The organism is Flavobacterium sp. HJSW_4, from assembly GCF_042436695.1.
GTDB lineage: Bacteria > Bacteroidota > Bacteroidia > Flavobacteriales > Flavobacteriaceae > Flavobacterium.
The window spans coordinates 182,997-202,457 of the sequence record NZ_JBHNPP010000008.1 but is presented as its reverse complement, the minus strand read 5'-3'; the positions used below and the strand labels follow the sequence as shown (position 1 = coordinate 202,457).

The 19,461-nt window shown below is 33.2% G+C and carries 19 protein-coding genes; 9 read left to right on the top strand and 10 right to left on the bottom strand.

Annotated elements, in window-relative coordinates:
• The first annotated feature begins 81 nt into the window (after positions 1 to 81).
• From ACE01P_RS10400 to ACE01P_RS10370, 7 genes are all read left to right on the top strand, one after another.
• Complete coding sequence (locus ACE01P_RS10400; RefSeq protein WP_379697130.1) at positions 82 to 1,011, top strand: ABC transporter ATP-binding protein; 930 nt, start codon at positions 82 to 84, stop codon at positions 1,009 to 1,011.
• Positions 1,012 to 1,090: 79 nt separating this feature from the next.
• The gene (locus ACE01P_RS10395) at positions 1,091 to 2,407 is read left to right on the top strand and encodes an ABC transporter permease (protein WP_379697128.1); all 1,317 of its coding nucleotides are present in this window, start codon (positions 1,091 to 1,093) and stop codon (positions 2,405 to 2,407) included.
• A gap of 196 nt (positions 2,408 to 2,603) precedes the next feature.
• Entirely contained in the window at positions 2,604 to 3,767 is a 1,164-nt protein-coding gene (locus ACE01P_RS10390) for a sigma-54-dependent transcriptional regulator (RefSeq protein WP_379697125.1), read from the top strand.
• 45 nt (positions 3,768 to 3,812) lie between these two features.
• The gene (locus ACE01P_RS10385) at positions 3,813 to 4,472 is read left to right on the top strand and encodes a DEAD/DEAH box helicase (protein ID WP_379697123.1); all 660 of its coding nucleotides are present in this window, start codon (positions 3,813 to 3,815) and stop codon (positions 4,470 to 4,472) included.
• Positions 4,473 to 4,599: 127 nt separating this feature from the next.
• Positions 4,600 to 4,818: a putative signal transducing protein gene (locus ACE01P_RS10380; protein ID WP_379697120.1), complete on the top strand. Its 219-nt coding sequence runs from the start codon at positions 4,600 to 4,602 to the stop codon at positions 4,816 to 4,818.
• 74 nt (positions 4,819 to 4,892) lie between these two features.
• The gene (locus ACE01P_RS10375) at positions 4,893 to 5,696 is read left to right on the top strand and encodes a Cof-type HAD-IIB family hydrolase (RefSeq protein WP_379697118.1); all 804 of its coding nucleotides are present in this window, start codon (positions 4,893 to 4,895) and stop codon (positions 5,694 to 5,696) included.
• Positions 5,697 to 5,703: 7 nt separating this feature from the next.
• Positions 5,704 to 6,234, top strand: a complete 531-nt coding sequence (locus ACE01P_RS10370) for a GNAT family N-acetyltransferase (RefSeq protein ID WP_379697115.1) — start codon at positions 5,704 to 5,706, stop codon at positions 6,232 to 6,234.
• A gap of 68 nt (positions 6,235 to 6,302) precedes the next feature.
• On the opposite strand, the gene ACE01P_RS10365 is transcribed toward ACE01P_RS10370, so the two are convergent.
• Entirely contained in the window at positions 6,303 to 6,827 is a 525-nt protein-coding gene (locus ACE01P_RS10365) for a hypothetical protein (protein WP_379697113.1), read from the bottom strand.
• A 487-nt stretch (positions 6,828 to 7,314) separates the two neighbouring features.
• Between ACE01P_RS10365 and mtaB the strand changes: the two genes are divergently transcribed.
• Positions 7,315 to 8,649, top strand: coding sequence for a tRNA (N(6)-L-threonylcarbamoyladenosine(37)-C(2))-methylthiotransferase MtaB (gene mtaB / locus ACE01P_RS10360; RefSeq protein ID WP_379697110.1), 1,335 nt, complete (start codon positions 7,315 to 7,317; stop codon positions 8,647 to 8,649).
• A gap of 187 nt (positions 8,650 to 8,836) precedes the next feature.
• Here mtaB and ACE01P_RS10355 read toward each other — a convergent pair whose 3' ends face one another.
• The 9 genes from ACE01P_RS10355 to ACE01P_RS10315 all read right to left on the bottom strand — a co-directional run bounded on the left by ACE01P_RS10355 (position 8,837) and on the right by ACE01P_RS10315 (position 18,309).
• Positions 8,837 to 9,349, bottom strand: coding sequence for a hypothetical protein (locus tag ACE01P_RS10355; protein WP_379697107.1), 513 nt, complete (start codon positions 9,347 to 9,349; stop codon positions 8,837 to 8,839).
• A gap of 67 nt (positions 9,350 to 9,416) precedes the next feature.
• Positions 9,417 to 10,133 carry a 3-ketoacyl-ACP reductase gene (locus ACE01P_RS10350; protein WP_379697105.1) on the bottom strand — a complete coding sequence of 239 codons (717 nt, stop codon included), beginning with the start codon at positions 10,131 to 10,133 and terminating at the stop codon, positions 9,417 to 9,419.
• Between the two features lie 114 nt (positions 10,134 to 10,247).
• Positions 10,248 to 10,835, bottom strand: a complete 588-nt coding sequence (locus ACE01P_RS10345) for a phospholipid scramblase-related protein (protein WP_379697102.1) — start codon at positions 10,833 to 10,835, stop codon at positions 10,248 to 10,250.
• A 53-nt stretch (positions 10,836 to 10,888) separates the two neighbouring features.
• Complete coding sequence (locus ACE01P_RS10340) at positions 10,889 to 13,015, bottom strand: von Willebrand factor type A domain-containing protein (RefSeq protein WP_379697100.1); 2,127 nt, start codon at positions 13,013 to 13,015, stop codon at positions 10,889 to 10,891.
• A gap of 70 nt (positions 13,016 to 13,085) precedes the next feature.
• On the bottom strand, positions 13,086 to 14,054 hold the full coding sequence (locus tag ACE01P_RS10335) for a hypothetical protein (protein WP_379697098.1): 969 nt from the start codon (positions 14,052 to 14,054) through the stop codon (positions 13,086 to 13,088).
• Between the two features lie 2 nt (positions 14,055 to 14,056).
• Positions 14,057 to 14,557 carry an RNA polymerase sigma factor gene (locus ACE01P_RS10330; protein WP_379697095.1) on the bottom strand — a complete coding sequence of 167 codons (501 nt, stop codon included), beginning with the start codon at positions 14,555 to 14,557 and terminating at the stop codon, positions 14,057 to 14,059.
• A gap of 198 nt (positions 14,558 to 14,755) precedes the next feature.
• On the bottom strand, positions 14,756 to 16,912 hold the full coding sequence (locus ACE01P_RS10325; RefSeq protein WP_379697092.1) for a prolyl oligopeptidase family serine peptidase: 2,157 nt from the start codon (positions 16,910 to 16,912) through the stop codon (positions 14,756 to 14,758).
• 74 nt (positions 16,913 to 16,986) lie between these two features.
• Positions 16,987 to 17,823, bottom strand: coding sequence for a DUF6929 family protein (locus tag ACE01P_RS10320; RefSeq protein ID WP_379697089.1), 837 nt, complete (start codon positions 17,821 to 17,823; stop codon positions 16,987 to 16,989).
• A gap of 12 nt (positions 17,824 to 17,835) precedes the next feature.
• On the bottom strand, positions 17,836 to 18,309 hold the full coding sequence (locus ACE01P_RS10315) for a hypothetical protein (RefSeq protein ID WP_379697086.1): 474 nt from the start codon (positions 18,307 to 18,309) through the stop codon (positions 17,836 to 17,838).
• A 239-nt stretch (positions 18,310 to 18,548) separates the two neighbouring features.
• Here ACE01P_RS10315 and ACE01P_RS10310 point away from each other — a divergent pair, with 239 nt between their 5' ends.
• Positions 18,549 to 19,433, top strand: a complete 885-nt coding sequence (locus ACE01P_RS10310) for a PPK2 family polyphosphate kinase (protein ID WP_379697083.1) — start codon at positions 18,549 to 18,551, stop codon at positions 19,431 to 19,433.
• The last annotated feature ends 28 nt before the right edge of the window (positions 19,434 to 19,461 follow it).

Genomic DNA, 19,461 nt, shown 5'->3' with positions numbered 1-19,461 from the left:
ACAATTTCGCTTCGAATTATTTACTTTTACAGTCGCTGAACTTTAACAGGTAAAGCAACGCAGTAAATCCTTAAAAATAGCATGAGTAACTTACTTGAAGTACATAAAGTCGTAAAAAAATACGGCGATTATGTAGCACTTAACGAAGTTTCATTAAATGTGCCAAAAGGCAGTATATATGGACTTTTAGGTCCGAATGGAGCCGGAAAAACTTCCCTTATCAGAATCATAAACCAAATTACATTGCCTGACAGTGGCGAGATAATTTTGGATGGAGAAAGATTGCAAGCAAAACATGTACAAACTATTGGATATCTTCCAGAAGAAAGAGGTTTGTATAGCTCAATGAAAGTAGGGGAGCAATGTTTGTATTTGGCACAAATGAAAGGTCTTTCTAAGGCTGAAGCCAAAAAACAGCTAGATTATTGGTTTGACCGTTTAGGAATTCAAGGTTGGTGGAACAAGAAAATCCAAGAACTTTCTAAAGGAATGGCGCAGAAAATTCAGTTTGTAGTTTGTGTTTTGCATAAACCAAAATTGCTGATTTTAGATGAACCGTTCTCAGGATTTGATCCCGTTAATGCAAATGTTATTAAAGATGAAATTTTAGCTTTGAAAGAACAAGGTTCTACGATTATTTTCTCAACTCACAGAATGGAAAGTGTAGAAGAACTTTGCGAAAACATTGCTTTAATTCACAAATCAAATAAATTGATTGAAGGTAAAGTTGTTGATGTAAAACGTCAATTTAGAACCAATAGTTTTGAAGTTGGAATCCTGACCAATAATGTTGAAGGTTTGATGTATGACATTACACAAAAATTTACTGTTTCGCCTGCAAGCTTTAAATCTTTAAATGATGATTTGAAATTAAATATTCAGATTGGAAATGCTTCGCCAAATGAATTGTTACATGTTCTGACACAGCGCGGGCAAGTGACACATTTCGTGGAAAAAATTCCAAGTGTACACGATATTTTTATTCAAACGGTAACAGAAAATAAAGTTTAGATTTCGGATTTTAGATTTTAGAGTGAAAGCCTGAAATCTATAAATCTAAAATCAACAATCTAAAATCTAAAATATAGAAATGAGTATTATTTCATTAATTATAAAAAGAGAATTTATTGCCAAAGTCCGCAATAAATCTTTTGTTGTCATGACTTTTTTGAGTCCGCTTTTGTTTGTGGCGATAGCAGTTTTTATTGGCTATTTGAGTTCGATGAAAGCAGAAACAAAACGAATCGCTATTCATGACGAAACTGGACTTTTTACTTCAGATTTTTTAAAGGAAAATAAAAAAGGAGCCGAATTTAAATATCTGAATTTATCTGAAATTGATGTAAAAGCTTTAAAAGATAGCATTACAAAAGAAAATTTCAACGGATTAATTGTTATTCCGAAAACTAAAAATATTAAAGAGTTAGAAAGTAAAATTGAATTTATTTCTAATAATAGTCCGAGCATTTCTTTTATCGAAAACACTCAGGATATTATCGGAAATAAAATTACAAAACTAAATCTAGAGGAAGCAAAACTAGATACTTTGGCTATTCAGAAAGCGCAGTCAGATGTGAATATTCATTTGGTTAAAGCTTCTGGGGAAGAAAGTTTGAAAGGGTTGAACGAAATTAAAATTGGAATTGGCGGTGCATTTGGTTACTTGATTATGATGTTTATTATCATTTACGGAAATATGGTAATGAGAAGTGTAATTGAAGAAAAAACAAACCGAATTATCGAAATTATTATTTCGTCTGTAAAACCATTTCAATTAATGATCGGTAAAATTGTCGGAACTTCATTAGCTGGAATTCTGCAATTTATGATTTGGGTAATAATTGGTCTTGGACTAATGTTTGCTGCTTCAGCATTTTTCGGAGTAAACGTTGGGCCAACAGCGAGAATTTCGCCAGAAATGATGCAAACGGCACAGCATGAATTTTCTGGATCTGCGCAAATGTATATTGCTGAATTATGGAATTTGCCAATTGCCAGCATTTTAATCGGATTTGTAATTTATTTTATTGGAGGATATTTTCTGTACAGTTCATTTTATGCAGCAATTGGAGCAGCAGTTGATAATCAAACTGATTCTCAACAGTTTTTGTTGCCAATTTTAATGCCACTGATTTTGAGCGTTTATATCGGATTTTTTACAGTAGTAAACGATCCTCACGGAAGTGTTGCGGTTATCTTTTCTATGATTCCGTTAACTTCGCCAATTGTAATGTTAATGCGTATTCCGTTTGGCGTGCCGTGGTGGCAAATCGCAATTTCGGTATCATTATTGTTTGCTACATTTTTCCTTGTGGTTTGGTTCGCTGCAAAAATTTACCGAGTAGGTATTTTAATGTACGGCAAAAAACCAACGTGGAAAGAATTGTATAAGTGGCTCAAGTACTAATTCAATAAAGTTACAGAGGTTCAAAGGGAAAAGGGCTCAAAGGTTTCTTTCATTTGGACTCTTTAATTTTAGAATAACTACTTTAAGAATTGCGGTAAACCATAAAGATTGATAATAACAGGTTAAAAAGTGTCATTGTAGATAAAGATTTTAAACTTTGTCCCTCTGTCCCTTTGCAACTTTGAACCTTAAAAAAATGAGTAAAATACTAATTATAGAAGACGAAGCAGCGATCAGAAGAGTTTTGGTGAAAATTTTATCAGAAGAAAATGATGCGTATCAGGTTGATGAAGCTGAAGATGGTGTTGCGGGACTTGAAAAAATAAAAAACAACGATTACGATTTGGTTTTGTGCGATATCAAAATGCCAAAAATGGACGGTGTTGAGGTTTTGGAAGAAGCAAAAAAAGTAAAACCAGAAATTCCGATGGTGATGATCTCGGGTCACGGCGATATGGAAACTGCAATTCAGACGATGCGTTTGGGAGCTTTTGATTATATTTCGAAACCGCCAGATTTGAATCGTTTGTTAAATACAGTTCGAAATGCTTTAGACAAAAAACAATTAGTAGTTGAAAATAAAATTCTAAAGAAAAAAGTTAGCAAAAACTACGAAATGATTGGTGAGAGCGAATCAATTAATCATATAAAAGTGATGATTGATAAAGTTGCTCCAACAGAAGCTAGAGTTTTGATTACTGGACCAAACGGAACAGGAAAAGAATTAGTGGCGCATCAATTGCACGAAAAAAGCGAGCGTTCTAGTTTTCCGTTAATCGAAGTAAACTGTGCGGCGATTCCGAGCGAATTGATCGAAAGTGAATTGTTCGGACACGTAAAAGGTGCTTTTACTTCAGCAGTGAAAGATCGCGCTGGAAAGTTTGAAGCGGCAGACAAAGGAACGATTTTCTTGGATGAAATTGGAGACATGAGCCTTTCGGCGCAAGCCAAAGTTTTACGTGCTTTGCAAGAAAGTATGATTACAAGAGTTGGTGCAGATAAAGATATTAAAGTCGATGTTCGTGTTGTGGCTGCAACCAATAAAGACTTAAAAACAGAAATTGCTGAAGGCCGTTTCCGTGAAGATTTATACCATCGTTTGGCTGTAATTTTAATTAAAGTTCCGCCATTGAATGAAAGACGTGATGATATTCCTGCTTTGATTTCGCATTTTACAGAAAAAATAGCTTCAGAGCAAGGAAATGCGGTTAAGTCGTTTTCGGCACAAGCGATTCAATTATTGCAAGAATACGATTGGACGGGAAATATTCGTGAACTTCGAAATGTTGTAGAAAGATTGATCATTTTGGGAGGAAACGAAATCTCTGAGGGAGATGTGAAAATGTTCGCAAGTAAATAATGATTTAGGATTTCCAATCTAAAATCATAAATATAAAATTTAGAAATGAAACTAAAAAAAATAAACGAGAAATTACAAGACGCTTTAATCGAAAATGGTCTGACAGAAGCTAATGCTTTACAGATGGAAACTTTTTCGACTATAAAAAGTGGTGCGGACTGTATTATTATTTCTCCGAAAGGAAGCGGAAAAACAACGACGATTGTTTTAAATGTAATTCAGCAGTTGGCTGGCCAAACAGAAGAATCTCCTCGAGCTCTGATTATTGTTGAAGACAAGGCAAAAGTTCTGGAAATGGTTGAGCTTTTTAATAAATATGGAAAATACACCGATTTGGAAATTTATGGTGTAAATGAAAAAGGCGACATGGATTACGATAAAAACTACGTTTCTACTGGAATCGATGTTTTGATCGGAACTCCAACTAAATTAAACGATATGTTCAGCACGGCGGGTTACAATGTAAATCGTCTAAAGATGTTTATTGTGGATGATGCAGATCCGATTTTGAAATTGCGTCATGATCCCAAAATTACTCGTATTTCTAACAGTATTGCTAAAGTGCAGCGAATTATTTTTTCTGAAACGTTGACAGAGCGTATCGAAATTTTAGCAGACAAAATAATGGTAGAGCCTTATTTGTTTGATATGGATGAAGATGGAGAAGAGCTTGATGAAGAGGAGGATGACATCGAAGAAGAATAATGAAGTAAACAGTCCCGGTTTTCAGTCTTAGTAACTGAATAGCGGGATTTTTTTATAAATGGTTTTAGTATACAGTTTGCTGTAAACTGTGACTGAGACTGAAAACTTAATAATAAAATAGAATATCATGGGATTAATGAAAGTATTTTCAGGAAGTGAAATATTAGCAATTGCTTTGAAAGAAAGATTAGAAGAAGCAGGAGTTGAAACAGTAAAAAAAGACAATATTCAATCAGCACGTTTAGGCGGTTTTGGTCAAACAGATTTGGCGGTTGAAGTATTTATTCAAGAAACAGATTTCGCGAAAGCAAATCCAGTTATTGAAGAATTTAGAATGAGCCTTTAATAAGTCGCAGTTGGCAGTCACAGTTTTCAGTATTCAAACTGTAAACCGTGACTGCGACTGAAAACTAAAAAAATATGCAATACAAAATGTTAGTGCTCGACATGGATGATACCTTGTTGACAGACGATCACAGAATATCAGATTTAAATAAAAAAGTAATATTAGAAGCTCAGGCAAAAGGTGTTTATGTGGTTTTGGCTTCTGGAAGACCGACGACAGCAATGACAGCTTATGCAAAAGAGCTGGAATTGGATAAAAACGATTCGTATATGATTTCGTTTAATGGAGCGATAATTAGCCGTGTAAAAGACGATTTGGTTTTGTTTGAACAAAAGTTAACGGTAGAGCAAATTCATGCTTTATATGATTATAGCGTAAAAAAGAATGCGCATATCATTACGTATTTAGATGACGAAATCATTAGTGAAACGGATTCTGAGTATATTGAAGTCGAAAAAGAAATCACTGGAATGGCGCATCATAAAGTTTCAAGCTTTAAAGATTATGTAGACAGACCGGCGGTTAAATGTATTTTGTTGCAAGATCCAGCTTATTTAAAAACGTTGGAAAAAGATTTGATCGATGCTATGCCGCATTTAAGTGTTTCAATGTCTAAACCATTTTTCTTAGAAGCAGCGCAACAAGGTATCGATAAAGCGGCGAGTTTGAAACTTTTAGCTGAAAAGCTAGGAATTCATCAAAGTGAGATTATCGCCGTAGGAAACGCAGGAAATGATCTGACAATGATCGAATATGCAGGTCTAGGGGTTTGGGTTGATAACGTAACGCCTGAATTGCGTGATAAAGCTGATGTAATCGTAGCTTCAAATAATAATGATGGGGTTGCTGAAGTTGTGCAAAAATATATTTTAAACTAAATTAAAAATGAAAAATCCAATTGAAACAGAGCGTTTGCTTTTAAGAGAATTAGAATTATCTGATGCAGAAGGAATGTTTGAATTGGATTCGAATCCGAATGTGCATTTGTTTGTTGGAAATAGGCCTGTAAAGCACATCGACGAAAGTATCGAGTATATCAAATTTGTTCAAAAACAATATAAAGATTTTGGAACAGGAAGATGGGGTGTTGTTCTTAAAGAAACAAACGAATTTATTGGCTGGTCTGGAATCAAATTTATTACAGACGAAATCAATAAGCACAAAGACTTTTACGAGTTAGGATATCGTTTTATCGAAAAACATTGGGGAAAAGGATATGCAACTGAAGCAGGTAAGGCTTTTATTGATCACGCTTTTAATGAAATGAAGGTTGAAGCGCTTTATGCTTATGCCGATGCGGGAAACGAAAATTCTAGAAAGATACTAGAAAAGTTAGGTTTTCGTTTTGTGAATTCTTTTGAATATCAAGAAGAATTAGAAGTTTGGTACGAACTTAAAAATCCAAACTCAAACTAAGAAATGTGTTCCAAATCTTTACATACTTAAAAGTCAGTAAAGATTTGGAAACAAATCAGAGTTAAATATTATTTTTTAGCTACAGAAACAAAGTATTTATTTCCGTCACCCATAGTTAATTTTACACGCTCGTCGCAAAGATCGATTGCAAAATTTGCACTTTCGTAACAGCTGCAAGTTGTGTTTTTGTCTTTAGACATTTCTGTTTTACAGTTGTTGTTTTTAAAACTTGCCAATTGTGGTGTGTATAAACTAACCAAGTCAGTAGAAGCAGTTACTAAAGAAATGATACTTGCAGAATTGTTATTTGTAATTCTATATACAATTCTATCCGTATAATTTACTTCGTTAACAGTTACTTTACGAATGTAGGTATAAGCTGTAGATCCTTCACCTGGTTCTTTAACTTCAAACTTAAACCCAACTGCACGAATAGCAACATCAAATTGCTGTTGTGAGTTAAAGCTTGCCCAAGTCGTCAATGTGCTAATAGTAGGAAATGGATTTGCACTTGCAGCTGGAGCATTAGTTTGCGCTTGCGAACTAAATACGGTTAAGAACATCAAGCAGATTGTGGGTAAAAATGCTTTCATAAAGCGTGGTATTTGTAATTTAATTTTGCCTACTCTCTTTGGTTTTCGGCTTTCCCATTTCATTTTGTAACACAAAACAACAACATAACGAGTAAAATTCAAAATTGTTATGCCTGAATTATTATTAAATTAATTAAAGCGTATTAAAATTGTTTAATATAAATGTATTGCAAACTGTATTTGTAACAATGGTAAATGTAAGAAATTTTGATTTTAAAACGGTAAAAATTGTATTTAATCGATAAAACTTGCATTTAATCGATTATTTTGTCATTTTATTCTTATCAGAATGTATAAAAATAAAAAATATACACACAGTATTTTTTTTAAAATAAAAGTAAAAACTTTAACTTTTGAATGTTTCAAAATTAACATTCGCGCAAAATATTGATTCGAAGTCTATTAATTGCTTTCTTTTAATGAATATTGTTTGTAAATTTGCAGCCTTAAATTTTTTGACAACGATTTCATTAATTTAAGACAGATTATGGAAAATAGAAAAAAAGTTGCCTTTTATACGCTGGGTTGTAAACTGAATTTTTCAGAGACTTCTACAATTGCCAGAAATTTTAATGACGAAGGTTTTGACCGCGTCGATTTTGAAGAAATAGCAGATATTTATGTCATCAATACTTGCTCTGTAACAGAAAATGCAGATAAGCAGTTTAAGCAAGTAGTTAGAAAAGCAATGAAGCTGAATGAAAAAGCTTTTGTTGCTGCTGTTGGCTGTTATGCACAATTAAAACCAGAAGAATTAGCATCAGTTGATGGAGTTGATTTGGTTTTGGGAGCTACAGAAAAATTCAAAATCACAGACTATATTCATGATTTGAGCAAAAACGATATGGGTGAAGTTCACTCATGCGAAATTGCTGAAGCCGATTTCTACGTTGGAAGTTATTCTATTGGAGATCGTACAAGAGCATTTTTGAAAGTTCAAGACGGCTGCGATTATAAATGTACGTATTGTACAATTCCGTTGGCAAGAGGAATTTCTAGAAGTGATGCTTTAGAAAATGTATTAAAAAATGCCAAAGAAATTTCGGCTCAAAATATTCGTGAAATTGTTTTAACCGGTGTAAATATTGGTGATTACGGAAAAGGGGAGTTTGGAAATAAAAAACACGAACATACTTTTCTAGATTTAGTTCAAGCTTTAGACAAAGTAGAAGGAATTGAGCGTTTGAGAATTTCTTCAATTGAACCGAATTTATTGAAAAACGAAACAATCGAATTCATTTCTAAAAGCCGAACTTTTGTACCACATTTTCATATTCCGCTACAATCAGGAAGCAATGATATTTTAAAATTGATGAAACGTCGTTATTTACGCGAAGTTTATATTGATCGTGTAAATAAAATTCGCGAAGTAATGCCACACGCTTGTATTGGTGTTGACGTTATTGTTGGTTTTCCTGGAGAAACAGACGAACACTTTTTAGAAACCTATCATTTCTTAAACGAATTGGATATTTCGTATTTGCACGTATTTACGTATTCAGAAAGAGACAATACAGAGGCTGTTGATATGGAAGGTGTTGTTCCTTCAAATGTAAGAGCAAAACGCAGTAAAATGCTTCGCGGTTTATCTGTTAAGAAACGTCGTGCTTTTTACGAAAGCCAATTGGGAACAAATAGAACAGTTCTCTTTGAAGGAGAAAATAAAGAAGGATACATTCACGGATTTACAGAAAATTACGTAAAAGTAAAAACTCCTTGGAATCCTGAATTGGTAAATACTTTGCAAGAAATCAACTTGACAAAAATCGACGAAGACGGAAGTGTTCGTTTGGAGTTTTTGAATAAGCTTGCTGAGGTTTAAAAAAAAAAGATATTCAGAACTTTGTCAAAGTTTCAAACTTTGACAAAGTTAACACATAAAGTTTGTCATTGCGAGTGACGAATCAACCACACTAACATGAGTAAGAACTTAGCTAATTGAGATTGCTTCGTTCCTCGCAATGACACAATAAAACAGAAAAGCCTCTTAAAAAGAGGCTTTTCTGTTTTTATAATTTTTGATCTTGAGCGACCACCAATTTCAAAGAATTAATATAATCCGTATCAAACTCAATTACTCGAATTTTTTCGGGATTAAAACTCAATTCTCCCCCAAACTGACCTCGTGTATCTAAAAAATCAATTGTCAATTCTTCATCATTCAATTCGATTAATTTTCCTAGATAAGCAGATTTAGATGATTTTTTTGCAATCTGAAAAATGCCATATTTCTCAGAAATAAATTTAATGATTGAAGCCAAATCTTTAATCGGAATAATATCGTCAGAATTTATTTTTAAACCTTTCAAACGAATTACTTTTTCTGTAAAAGCCAAATCGTGATCTCGGTTTACAACTTCAATGTTTTTATTTCTAAGAATAACAAAACCATCCAAAACAAAATCTACAGGATTATTTCGAAGCAAAATCCATTCATCAGAATAATCAATAAGAAATCCAGAGAAAATCTGTTTTTTATCCTGAAATTCTATTTCGACCAATTGTCTTAAATATTGTTCCATTTTACAATTTTTGTGAGTTTAGATCTTTGTCAAAGTTTTAAACTTTGACAAAGATTATAAAGATGTCTTAAGGATTAGTAGACCAAATACTACTGTTTTTAATAAACACTCTTCGGTTTAATTTTAATTGTGCAATGATTAAATCTGCCATATCTTCAGACTGCATTACTTTTTCTGGATTTCCGTCAGTCAGGTTTAAGTCTTTTGCCATGTCAGTTGCCACTGTACTTGGCGTTAGAGCCGTAACACGAATATTGTGTTTTCTCATTTCCTGCATCAAAGAATCGGTTAAACCCAAAACAGCAAATTTAGAAGCGCTGTAAGCACTTGTCAAAGCGTTTCCGTTTAATCCAGCAGTCGAAGAAATATTGATAATATCTCCAGTTTGTCTTTCAATCATATTTGGAATAATCGCACGAGTTGTGAAATAGGTTCCCATTAAATTCACCTGAATAATTCTTTCCCAAGCTTCTGGATCTAATTCTAAGAATTTTCCAAAAGAAGCAATTCCGGCGCTGTTGATTAAAATATCGATATGTTTAAATTCGGCTAAAGCTTTTTCTACCGCTTTATTGATAGAATTAATGTCAGAAACGTCAGCACTTAAAGCTAAAGCTTTTACGCCTAAATTTGAAGCTTCGTCAGCCAATTGTTCAACGTCTTTTTGAGTTCTTGAAACTAAAATTAGGTTTACACCTTCTTTAGCCAAAGCAATTGCTACAGCTTTTCCAATTCCTTTTCCTGCGCCAGTAATAAAGGCGTTTTTATTTTTTAAGTCGGTCATGATTGTATTTTTAGAAATGCAGAAAGCATCATTTTAAGTCTTACAAAAATAAGGTTTTGAAAACTAAAATGATGCTTTAAAAGATATTCTTAATCTAAGTTTAACAACTTTCGATTATTCTTTTAGAACCATGTCGATACACATTACGGCTCCTAAAATTAACTGTCTCAACGAACTATCAGCTGGAACTGTTTCTTCAATTTGAAGTGCGTAATTATCGGCACTTGTGAAAAACTCTTTTCCTAATCCTGCCCATTTTTTATTTACTTGAGCCAATTGTTTGCCTTCATGCGAGAATTTAAAATCCCAACCTGTCCATTTTCCTTGAAGCGTTGCAACTGGTTTTTCGTTTTTATCCAAAATATCAAACTTTCCTCCAATCGAAAAGAATTTTTGTTTGAAAGTTCCAACCAAATGATCTTTTTCGTCCAAAACTTCAACAGTCGATCTAAAGATGGCAACACCTCTTCTTACGGTAATTAGCTTTTCGCCAGAAGCGGTTGTAATTTCAATATTAAACGGAGTTGCTCTTTTGTAATCTGTAAATCGGAATACTTTTGTGAAAAAACCAAGATTGTTTTCTCGGCAATTCATGATAATCTGATTGGTTTCTGGATGATAAATATCGTAATTGTTTGCGGCTTTGAACATTCCAACATGTTCTTTTACTAAAAATAGATTTTGGCTTAAAATAGGATTCATACGTGTGTAAAATAATTTTTAAAAATAAAGTCGCAAATGTAATAAAATATTGATTAATTGTACTGTTTAGAAGTTTCAACTAAACGAATAAACTCTGCTTTATACCCTTCGCCATCATTTGAATTTCCTTGTTTTGCCAATTTTACAATTCCGTCAGAAGATTTGTCAGAGATTAATTTTGACTCTCTCAATTTCAATCCGAACCAAGCTACGGCAGAACTAAATTTCATGTCGTCGCTTGCTTTTTCTAAAGCAATAGATTTGTTTTCGATTACCTGAACCATTTCGATGCTTTTTTCGCCGTCAGGTTTTTTGTAACGGAATTTTACTGTTGCCAATTCATTGCTGTAATTATTAGAATTCGTTTCTGTTTGAGTGTATTTTAAAGCATCTGGCTGTTCCGCTAAATAATTGCTTTTTACACCTGCAGGGATAATTTCATACAAAGCTGTAACGGTATGATTACTTCCTAATTCTCCGGCATCAATCGCATCATTTTTAAAATCTTCTGGACGTAATTTTCTATTTTCATAACCAATCAAACGATACGCTTGAACTTGTTTTGGATTAAATTCGATCTGGATTTTTACATCTTTCGCGATAGCAAACATCGAACCTTTGAACTCTTTTCCTAAAAAACGATTCGCTTCCTGAATATTGTCGATGTAAGCATAATTTCCGTTTCCTTTATCAGCTAAGATTTCCATTTTGCTGTCTTTGTAATTGCCCATTCCGTAACCTAGACAAGTCAAGAAAACGCCAGTTTTTCTTTTTTCTTCGATCAATTTTTCCATGTCAGTATTAGAAGAACTTCCTACGTTAAAATCGCCGTCTGTTGCTAGAATTACACGATTGTTTCCGCTTTTGATGAAATTTTCTGTTGCAATTTTATAAGCCAATTCGATTCCTGCACCGCCGGCAGTGCTTCCGCCAGATTGCAAATTATCCAATGCATCAACAATTGTTTTTTTCTCATCACCAGAAGTTGGAGGTAAAACCAATCCTGCTGCGCCTGCATAGACTACAATTGCCACTTTATCTTTTGGTCTTAATTCGTTAACCAAAATTTTTAATGATTGTTTTAATAAAGGCAATTTGTTCATGTCGCCCATTGAACCTGAAACATCAATTAAGAAAACTAAATTCGAAGCTGGCAAATCGTTTGTTGGGATGTTTTTTCCTTGCAAACCAATTTTCAAGATTTTGTTATTTGAATTCCAAGGAGAATCACTCACTTCTGTATTGATAGAAAACGGATGCTCGTTTTTTGGCTGCGGATAAGTATATTTAAAGAAATTAACCATTTCTTCTACACGAACTGCATCTTTTGGAACTTGCTGGCCATTGTTTAAAAAGCGTCTGATATTGGTATAAGAAGCATTGTCAACATCTATAGAAAATGTAGAAAGAGGCGCTGTTTTTGGACTTTCGAAAGCATTTTCAACAAATGTATCATAATCTTCCTGAGTTGGCTCGGTCGGAATTGGCAGAATATTTAATTTTTTGTCCAATTCTTTTTCAGAAAGATTTTTGTAAAGTTCATTTTTAGTCGCAATTACAACAACACCATTTGCGCCTTTTGTTCCATAAATAGAAGTTGCATCAACATCTTTTAAAACCTTTAAATCTTTAATATCATTCGGATTAATTTTTGACATTTGGTTGGCTTTTGCCGGAACTCCATCAATAATATAAATCGGCTCGTTTTTTGGAGCAATAGGAGCATTTCCGTGAACAACGATAGCAGGACTTGGAGCATAAATAGCATTACTTTGAACTGTCATAGCCACTTTGGCTTTTTTTCTTTCAGCACGCTCGTAACTGCGATTGCTATATTCAGCATCGCTTGAACCATAACCTACTACTACAACTTCACTTAATGTTTGGTTATATTCCTTAAGTATGATATTCATTGTATTTGAGTTTTGTACCTTTTGTCTCTGTGTTTCAAATCCAATGAAGCTAAAAACTAATAGGTCACCTGTTTTTGCCTGAATGTTATATTTTCCGTCAAAATCAGTTTGAGTAGATGCTTTTGAAGTTTGATTTAAAATAGTTACACCTGGAAGAGGCTGTTTTTCTTTATCTGAAATGATTCCAGAAATCGTTCTTTCTTGTGCCATGGTTACGAAACATATAAGCATAGCAATGGCTGATGAAATAAGTTTTAGACTTTTCATGATAATAAGTTTTAGAATTAATGTTGAGATTTAACTTTGTCAAAGCTGCAGACTTTGACAAAGTTTGAGATTATTTTTTCGGAGCTGGTCTTCCGTTTTTAGTAGTGATAATGACAACTCCTTTTTTTCCTTTTTCGCCATATTTTTCGGTAGCTTCAAGGTCTTGCAAAATAGTTATCGTTTTTATTTCCTGATTGTCCAAAGGGGCATACGGACTCGTTGGTTTTTTGCCAAATAAATCTTGTTCCGAATAATAAATGCCGTCAATGATGTATAGCGGATCGTCTAAAATCATTAGAGAATCTACATTTTCAGGTTGCAAGTTTGGAAGCTCTTCCTGCATCATTTTATCTTTCTTCACATCATCACTATGCGCAATAGCTCTGCCGTTAAGCACAACTAAAGGAGCGCTTTTTTTTGCTTTTTGTGCAGCTGGAGATGCAGAATAAGCAACTTTTGCAGATCTTCTTTCAGGATAACTAGAATAGCCCATATCTGACGTTACTTCTTTTTTTGATGAAGTATTATCTTCTTCGTCAAAAGAGTCATTTAATACAACTTTTTCTGGCATCGCTGTTTCTTCTGCAATTTTTGGTGCAGGCGCAGAAAGCACTGGTTCTGCTTGAGGAATTATGTTTTCCTGAATTGCAACTCGTTCTTTATGCTTAGTTTGGTTTTCTAAAATTTTAACTGCTTCTTCGTTAGAAACTATTTCAGAATTTGAAGATGGAGTTGCATTTTTTTCGTTTAAAGTAGGTTTCTCGCGTTGTTCGATTTCTTTTTCTTCAAAAACTACTTTTGGAGCATCTTTTAGAACCTCTTTATCTGAATGTAAAAATTGGTAACCCAAAGAAATTAGTAAAAGAAGAGAAGCCGCAACGGCAATTTTTTTCCATAAAGCGATTGTTTTTTTGTCTTCCTTTTTATCCAGTTTTTCTTCTACACGCGCCCAGACCTTTTCCATTCCTGGAAAGTCTTGAAACTCGGCTTTTTGCGAAGCTTCTTTTATTTTATCGAATAATTTATCTTGATTGTCCATGACTATTTTGCTTTTTGATAATACAGTTTATTAACCAGTTCTTTCAGTTTGGTCTTCGCGGCATTCAATTGTGATTTTGAGGTGCCTTCAGAGATCTTTAGCATTTCGGCTATTTCTTTATGAGAGTAACCTTCAATAACAAAAAGGTTAAAAACAGTTTTACAGCCGTCTGGAATGTGGTTTAATAAATTAAGTAAATCTTCTTCTTCCAATGTATTTAGTTCGTCGACAGAAGGCTGAGAAATCAGTTTTACGTCGTCCAAATACATGTTGAAGTTGGTTGCTTTTCGAATAGTTGCCAAACAATGATTTACAGTTATTCTTTTGGCCCAAGCTTCAAAAGCATAGGCTTCTTTTAACTGATCTAGTTTGGTGAAAATAGTAAAGAATGCATCGGCTAGTGCTTCTTCGATTTCTTCTTCCTTTTTTAAATATCTTTTGCAAAGGCGGTACAACTTTGGCGCCATGTATTCGTACACCTCGCGCTGGGCATCGCGGTGCATTTTTTTACAGTTTGCTATTTGAGTTTCGTTTATCACAATTGTTGTCTTTCTTATATAGAGAGATAAAAAGATAAAAAGGTTGGGACGGGTGTGAAAAAAAAATAAAAATAATCATTTTTTGCTTTGTAGTGAAAGCAAAAAAAATCTGTAGAAGTCACTTAAGGCTTCTACAGATTTCATTAAATTATATTGGAGTTTTTACTTTTTAAGCTGAAACTTAGTGTTTCCAACTTGCCATAATGCAAATGCCCACATGTCTGCTTCATCACCGTAAGTAACATCTAAGTCACTTGAATGATGTCCGTTGGCATAGTTAACGTGCAATAAAATTGGATTTTCTGAGCTATTATAATTTTGCAATATTGCAGCAAATTTACCTGGTTCCCAAGGTGAAACTCTAGGATCATTAATTCCTGTACGAATGAAAGTAGCTGGATATTTTTCGCCTTTCTTCACTTTACTTTGCGAATCCATTTCTAAAATATATTTTACATCTTCTTCATTTTTTAAAGTTCCAATCTCCGGAATTTGATTTGCTCCATTAGGAGAAGTTTCCATTCTAATAGTATTGGTACAGCCAACTTCAACCAAAGCTACTTTATAAAGATCAGGACGTTCTGTAATTGCTCTTCCAATTAATACGCCTCCCATACTTACTCCATTTCCAATAAGTTTTTCTTTAGAAGTATATTTTTCTTTTATCAAATATTCTGAACAAGCAATAAAATCTTTCCAAGTATTTGGCTTTTTAGCTTTCATTCCGTCAGCATGCCATTTATTGCCTTTTTCACCGCCACCTCTTACATGCGTAAAAGCCACAACTGTATTTTGTTCTAATAGGGTCATTACGCTAGGTCCCACAAAATAAGGATATTCACTAATTCCATAAGCGCCGTATCCTGTAACATAACAAGGATTAGAACCATTCATTTTGATGTTTTTAGGATAGATTATAGATAAAGGCACCATTACTCCATCATGACTTGGTACTTCTACTTCTTTTACAATATAATTTTTGCTAAAGTCAGGAAAAGAACCATTAGCGGTTAATTCTTTGCTTTTTTCTAATTTTCCAGTTTGAGCATCATAATCATAATCAGTAGAAGGAGTAACCCAGCCATTGTTAAAAAGCCTCAAGTTATCGTTTTGACGTGGACTTAATGGGAATCCTGAATTAGAACCCATTGGAAGTGGAATTTTTTTGATTTCTAAAGTTTTGACATTAACTTGGAAAGTTTCCTGATTGATTCCGTCGCTTAAATTATAGTAAATGAAGTTTTTAGATTTTCTTAATCTTCGTATAACTTTATCGTTTTCTGGAACAAGAATCGTTGGATTATTAAAATCTGGATTTTTCAGACTTGTGTATGCTAGTTTATAATTAGGAGCATTTTTATGAGTAAGGAAAAAAACTTTATCACCAATAATTTGGCTATCTGTTACATCATCTTCATATTTTACTAATGGTTTCCAATTAATTTTTGATTTTCCTAGTTCTGAAAATGGCGCATAAAAAGAAAATTCTTCATTTTTTGTAGATCCAATATCTAAAATGATATACGAATAATCATCCGGTAATTTAACATAAGGAAATTGTGCCGCAAGAATTCCTAATTCAGGATTGTTTTCTCTTGAAGCCAATATTTTATCTGTTTTTGGATCAGTTCCAATAACATGTAAAAAGGCTTTCATGTTCTTCAAAAAATCGTCACTTGTATTATCTCTCGTAGCCATTTGAGTGTATGTTATGGCTTTACTGTCTGGAGTAAATTCAAAAGGAAATTCGCTCCAAACGGGAGTGAGGTTATCTGAAAGGAATTTTTTCGATTCAAGATCCATGATTTTTAGGTCGCAAACTTCTGCGCCGCCTTCAGATATAGTTACAGCTAATTTTTTATTATCAGGACTAATATTAAAATTGGTAATCGTTGCACCTTTAGTAATTGTATTAGGATCTAACAATAAAATTTCAGCTCCATTTCTGCTTTTACGGAAATACAACTTGTATATGTTTTCTTGCTTTTTATTTTTTGTATAGTAGAAAATATCTCCAACCTGTCTAATAGATCCGTATTGATCTCCACCCAAAGCTTGAATTTCTTTCATTCGATTAAAAAGAACATCGCGCCCAGAAATCCTTTTGACAATAGAATTGGTATAATCCGATTCGTCTTTGAACCATTTTTGAACTTCAGGATTGTTCATGTCTTCAAGCCATCTGTATGAATCTGTGATTTTTGTTCCAAAATAATCATCTACAACAGGACGTTCAGGAGTCGTAGGATATTTGTACTGGGCTTGTGTGGCTTGACTTGTAATAAAAATTAAAAGAGCGAAAGCGGTTTTTCTGATCATTATTTTTAAAATTGGTTATCTTAAGTTATTTGATTTTGGTATAAAAGACGCAATTTTAAGAAAAATGTTACAATTTATTTCATTGGTAATGTTAATTTATAAATTTTTGTTTCTAAAAGCTCAGTATCATTGTCTTCGCAAAGCAAAAACTCAATTTTGTTATTTTCTTTTTTGTAAAGTGTCAAACCTTCAAACTTATTGGTTGAGGTAATTTTTTGAGTGAAATCTATTTTCATCGTTTTAACATCGATTCTACCAATGAAACTTCCTAAGATTGCGCCATCATCATAAGTTGATTTAGTGTCTTCTACAGTTGAAAGAAAATAGATTTTATCATCAACCAAAATGGCATCGGTAAAACTAGAGCGAACGCCTTTTATTTTTGGAAGTTTATAATTGACAGAAATCAAGGCAAATTCTTCTCCAAGGTTTTTAGCATGAATTGTAAAAATGGTGTTTTTGTTGGTAGCGCCATTTCCTCGATTGAATAAATACCAATTTTCTCCATCGAAAATAGCACCTTCTAAATTAAAATCTTCTGGTTTTATTTCTCCGAAATTTTGCATTACAGCATATAAATCGACTAAATTATTCTTTTGTAAAACCGTTTTTGATTTCATATCAAATTCGATCATTTTGTTTCGGTTTTCGGTTGAACCAGAACCAAAAACATACAATGTGTCGTTATGATGCGTTATAGATTCAAAATCGGGTTTTAAGTTTTTAGGAATATTTTGCATCGGATTGTCAATTAAAGCGTGCTGGTTTAATTGTTTGTTTTCGATATTGTATTCGTAAAGGAATCCGCTATTGTCACCAACTACGTAAAGCGAATCATTATTTAAAAATAATCCTGATGCAGAACCGATTCCGATAATGTGAAATAATATTTCTAGTGTGAATTTTTCCATGAAAAGAAGAATTTATTTTTTTGAGTTTATAAGTTTTGTCGTTTCGTTATTTACTGCTTCTTGAATTTTTTCTAGCGTTGTAGTAGTGACACATTCTGCAATACTTACATAGATTAATTTATTGTCATCATTTAAGTTTATGTTTTTTCGGAGTGCATGATCACCGCTACTCATTCCACTTATTAAATAAATCGGTGAATTGTTTTTATAAAGTAGTGTAGCAATTTCGACGGCTCTTTTTAAAATAGCATCCTGAATCTTTTTTTCATATTCTACATATTGTATATAACGAACGCATTGATACAAACTGCAAAAAGGTATTTTGTTCAATTTTGCTCTATTCTTAACCTCAGGAAGTGGTTTTACTTCTGAAAAGCATTTTCCAAAATACTTAATATAAATTTCATCTTCAATAGAATTTGTTCCAATTTGGCAGAACCCTTGAAATCCGAATAACAATAGAAAGATTAAAATAATTTTTTTCATGATGTAAATATAAATTCAAAAAAAATAGAACGTATTGTTCTTTTGAAAATAGCAGCCTAGCCCTGATAGTAATGGAAATACTTTGAAAAGAAATTGGATTTTTTCTTGACATAAGAAAGCGACCAACGGAAGCTCTTGTTATGGCTTTAGAAAAAAGCAATTTATTAAAAAGTATTGCAATGAATAGCAGGAATATGCTTCGTAAAATTAGTATATTTAAGATATAAAAATTGTAAAATATGAAATCAATAGATCCGAAAGATTTTAAAGTAGTAGATAAAATTAAACTAAAAGACATTCCGACTTTATTGTCAGTAAAAGCAGATGACGATGAAAAAGAGGAAAAATTAGATAAAGTACAAGCGAAATTAAGCGACTTGCAAGATGTAATGTATGCGCACAATAGATACAGCGTTTTGATTTGTTTGCAAGGAATGGATACTTCGGGAAAAGACAGTTTGATTCGAGAAGTTTTTAAAGAATTTAATGCACGTGGAGTAGTGGTGCATAGTTTTAAAACGCCAACTTCGGCAGAATTAGAACATGATTATTTATGGAGACATTATATTGCGCTTCCAGAAAAAGGAAAATTTGCGATTTTTAATAGAACGCATTACGAGAATGTTTTGGTAACGCGCGTGCATCCTGAATATATTTTGGGAGAAAACTTGCCAGGAATTAATTCTGTAGATGATATCACGCCCGATTTTTGGAAAAACAGAATTGAACAGATTAATAATTTTGAAAAGCATATTTCTCAAAACGGAACTATCGTTATGAAGTTCTATCTTCATTTGAGTAAAGAAGAACAACGTCAACGTTTATTGCGACGTTTGGATGAAGAAAAACACAATTGGAAATTTTCGCCAAGCGATTTGACAGAACGTGGCTATTGGGATGATTACATGAAGTATTATGAAGAAGCGATCAATAAGACTTCGACTTCGCATGCACCGTGGTATATTGTTCCTGCAGACGACAAAGAAATGTCTCGCTATATTGTAGCTAAAATTATTTGGGAAGAAATGAAAAAACACACTGATATTACAGAACCTGAACTAGACGAAAAGACGGCTGCAAATATCGAATTGTATAAAAAGGAATTGGGCGAGAAAAGTAAGTAATTGAGATAATTTGCCAATTAGATAATGA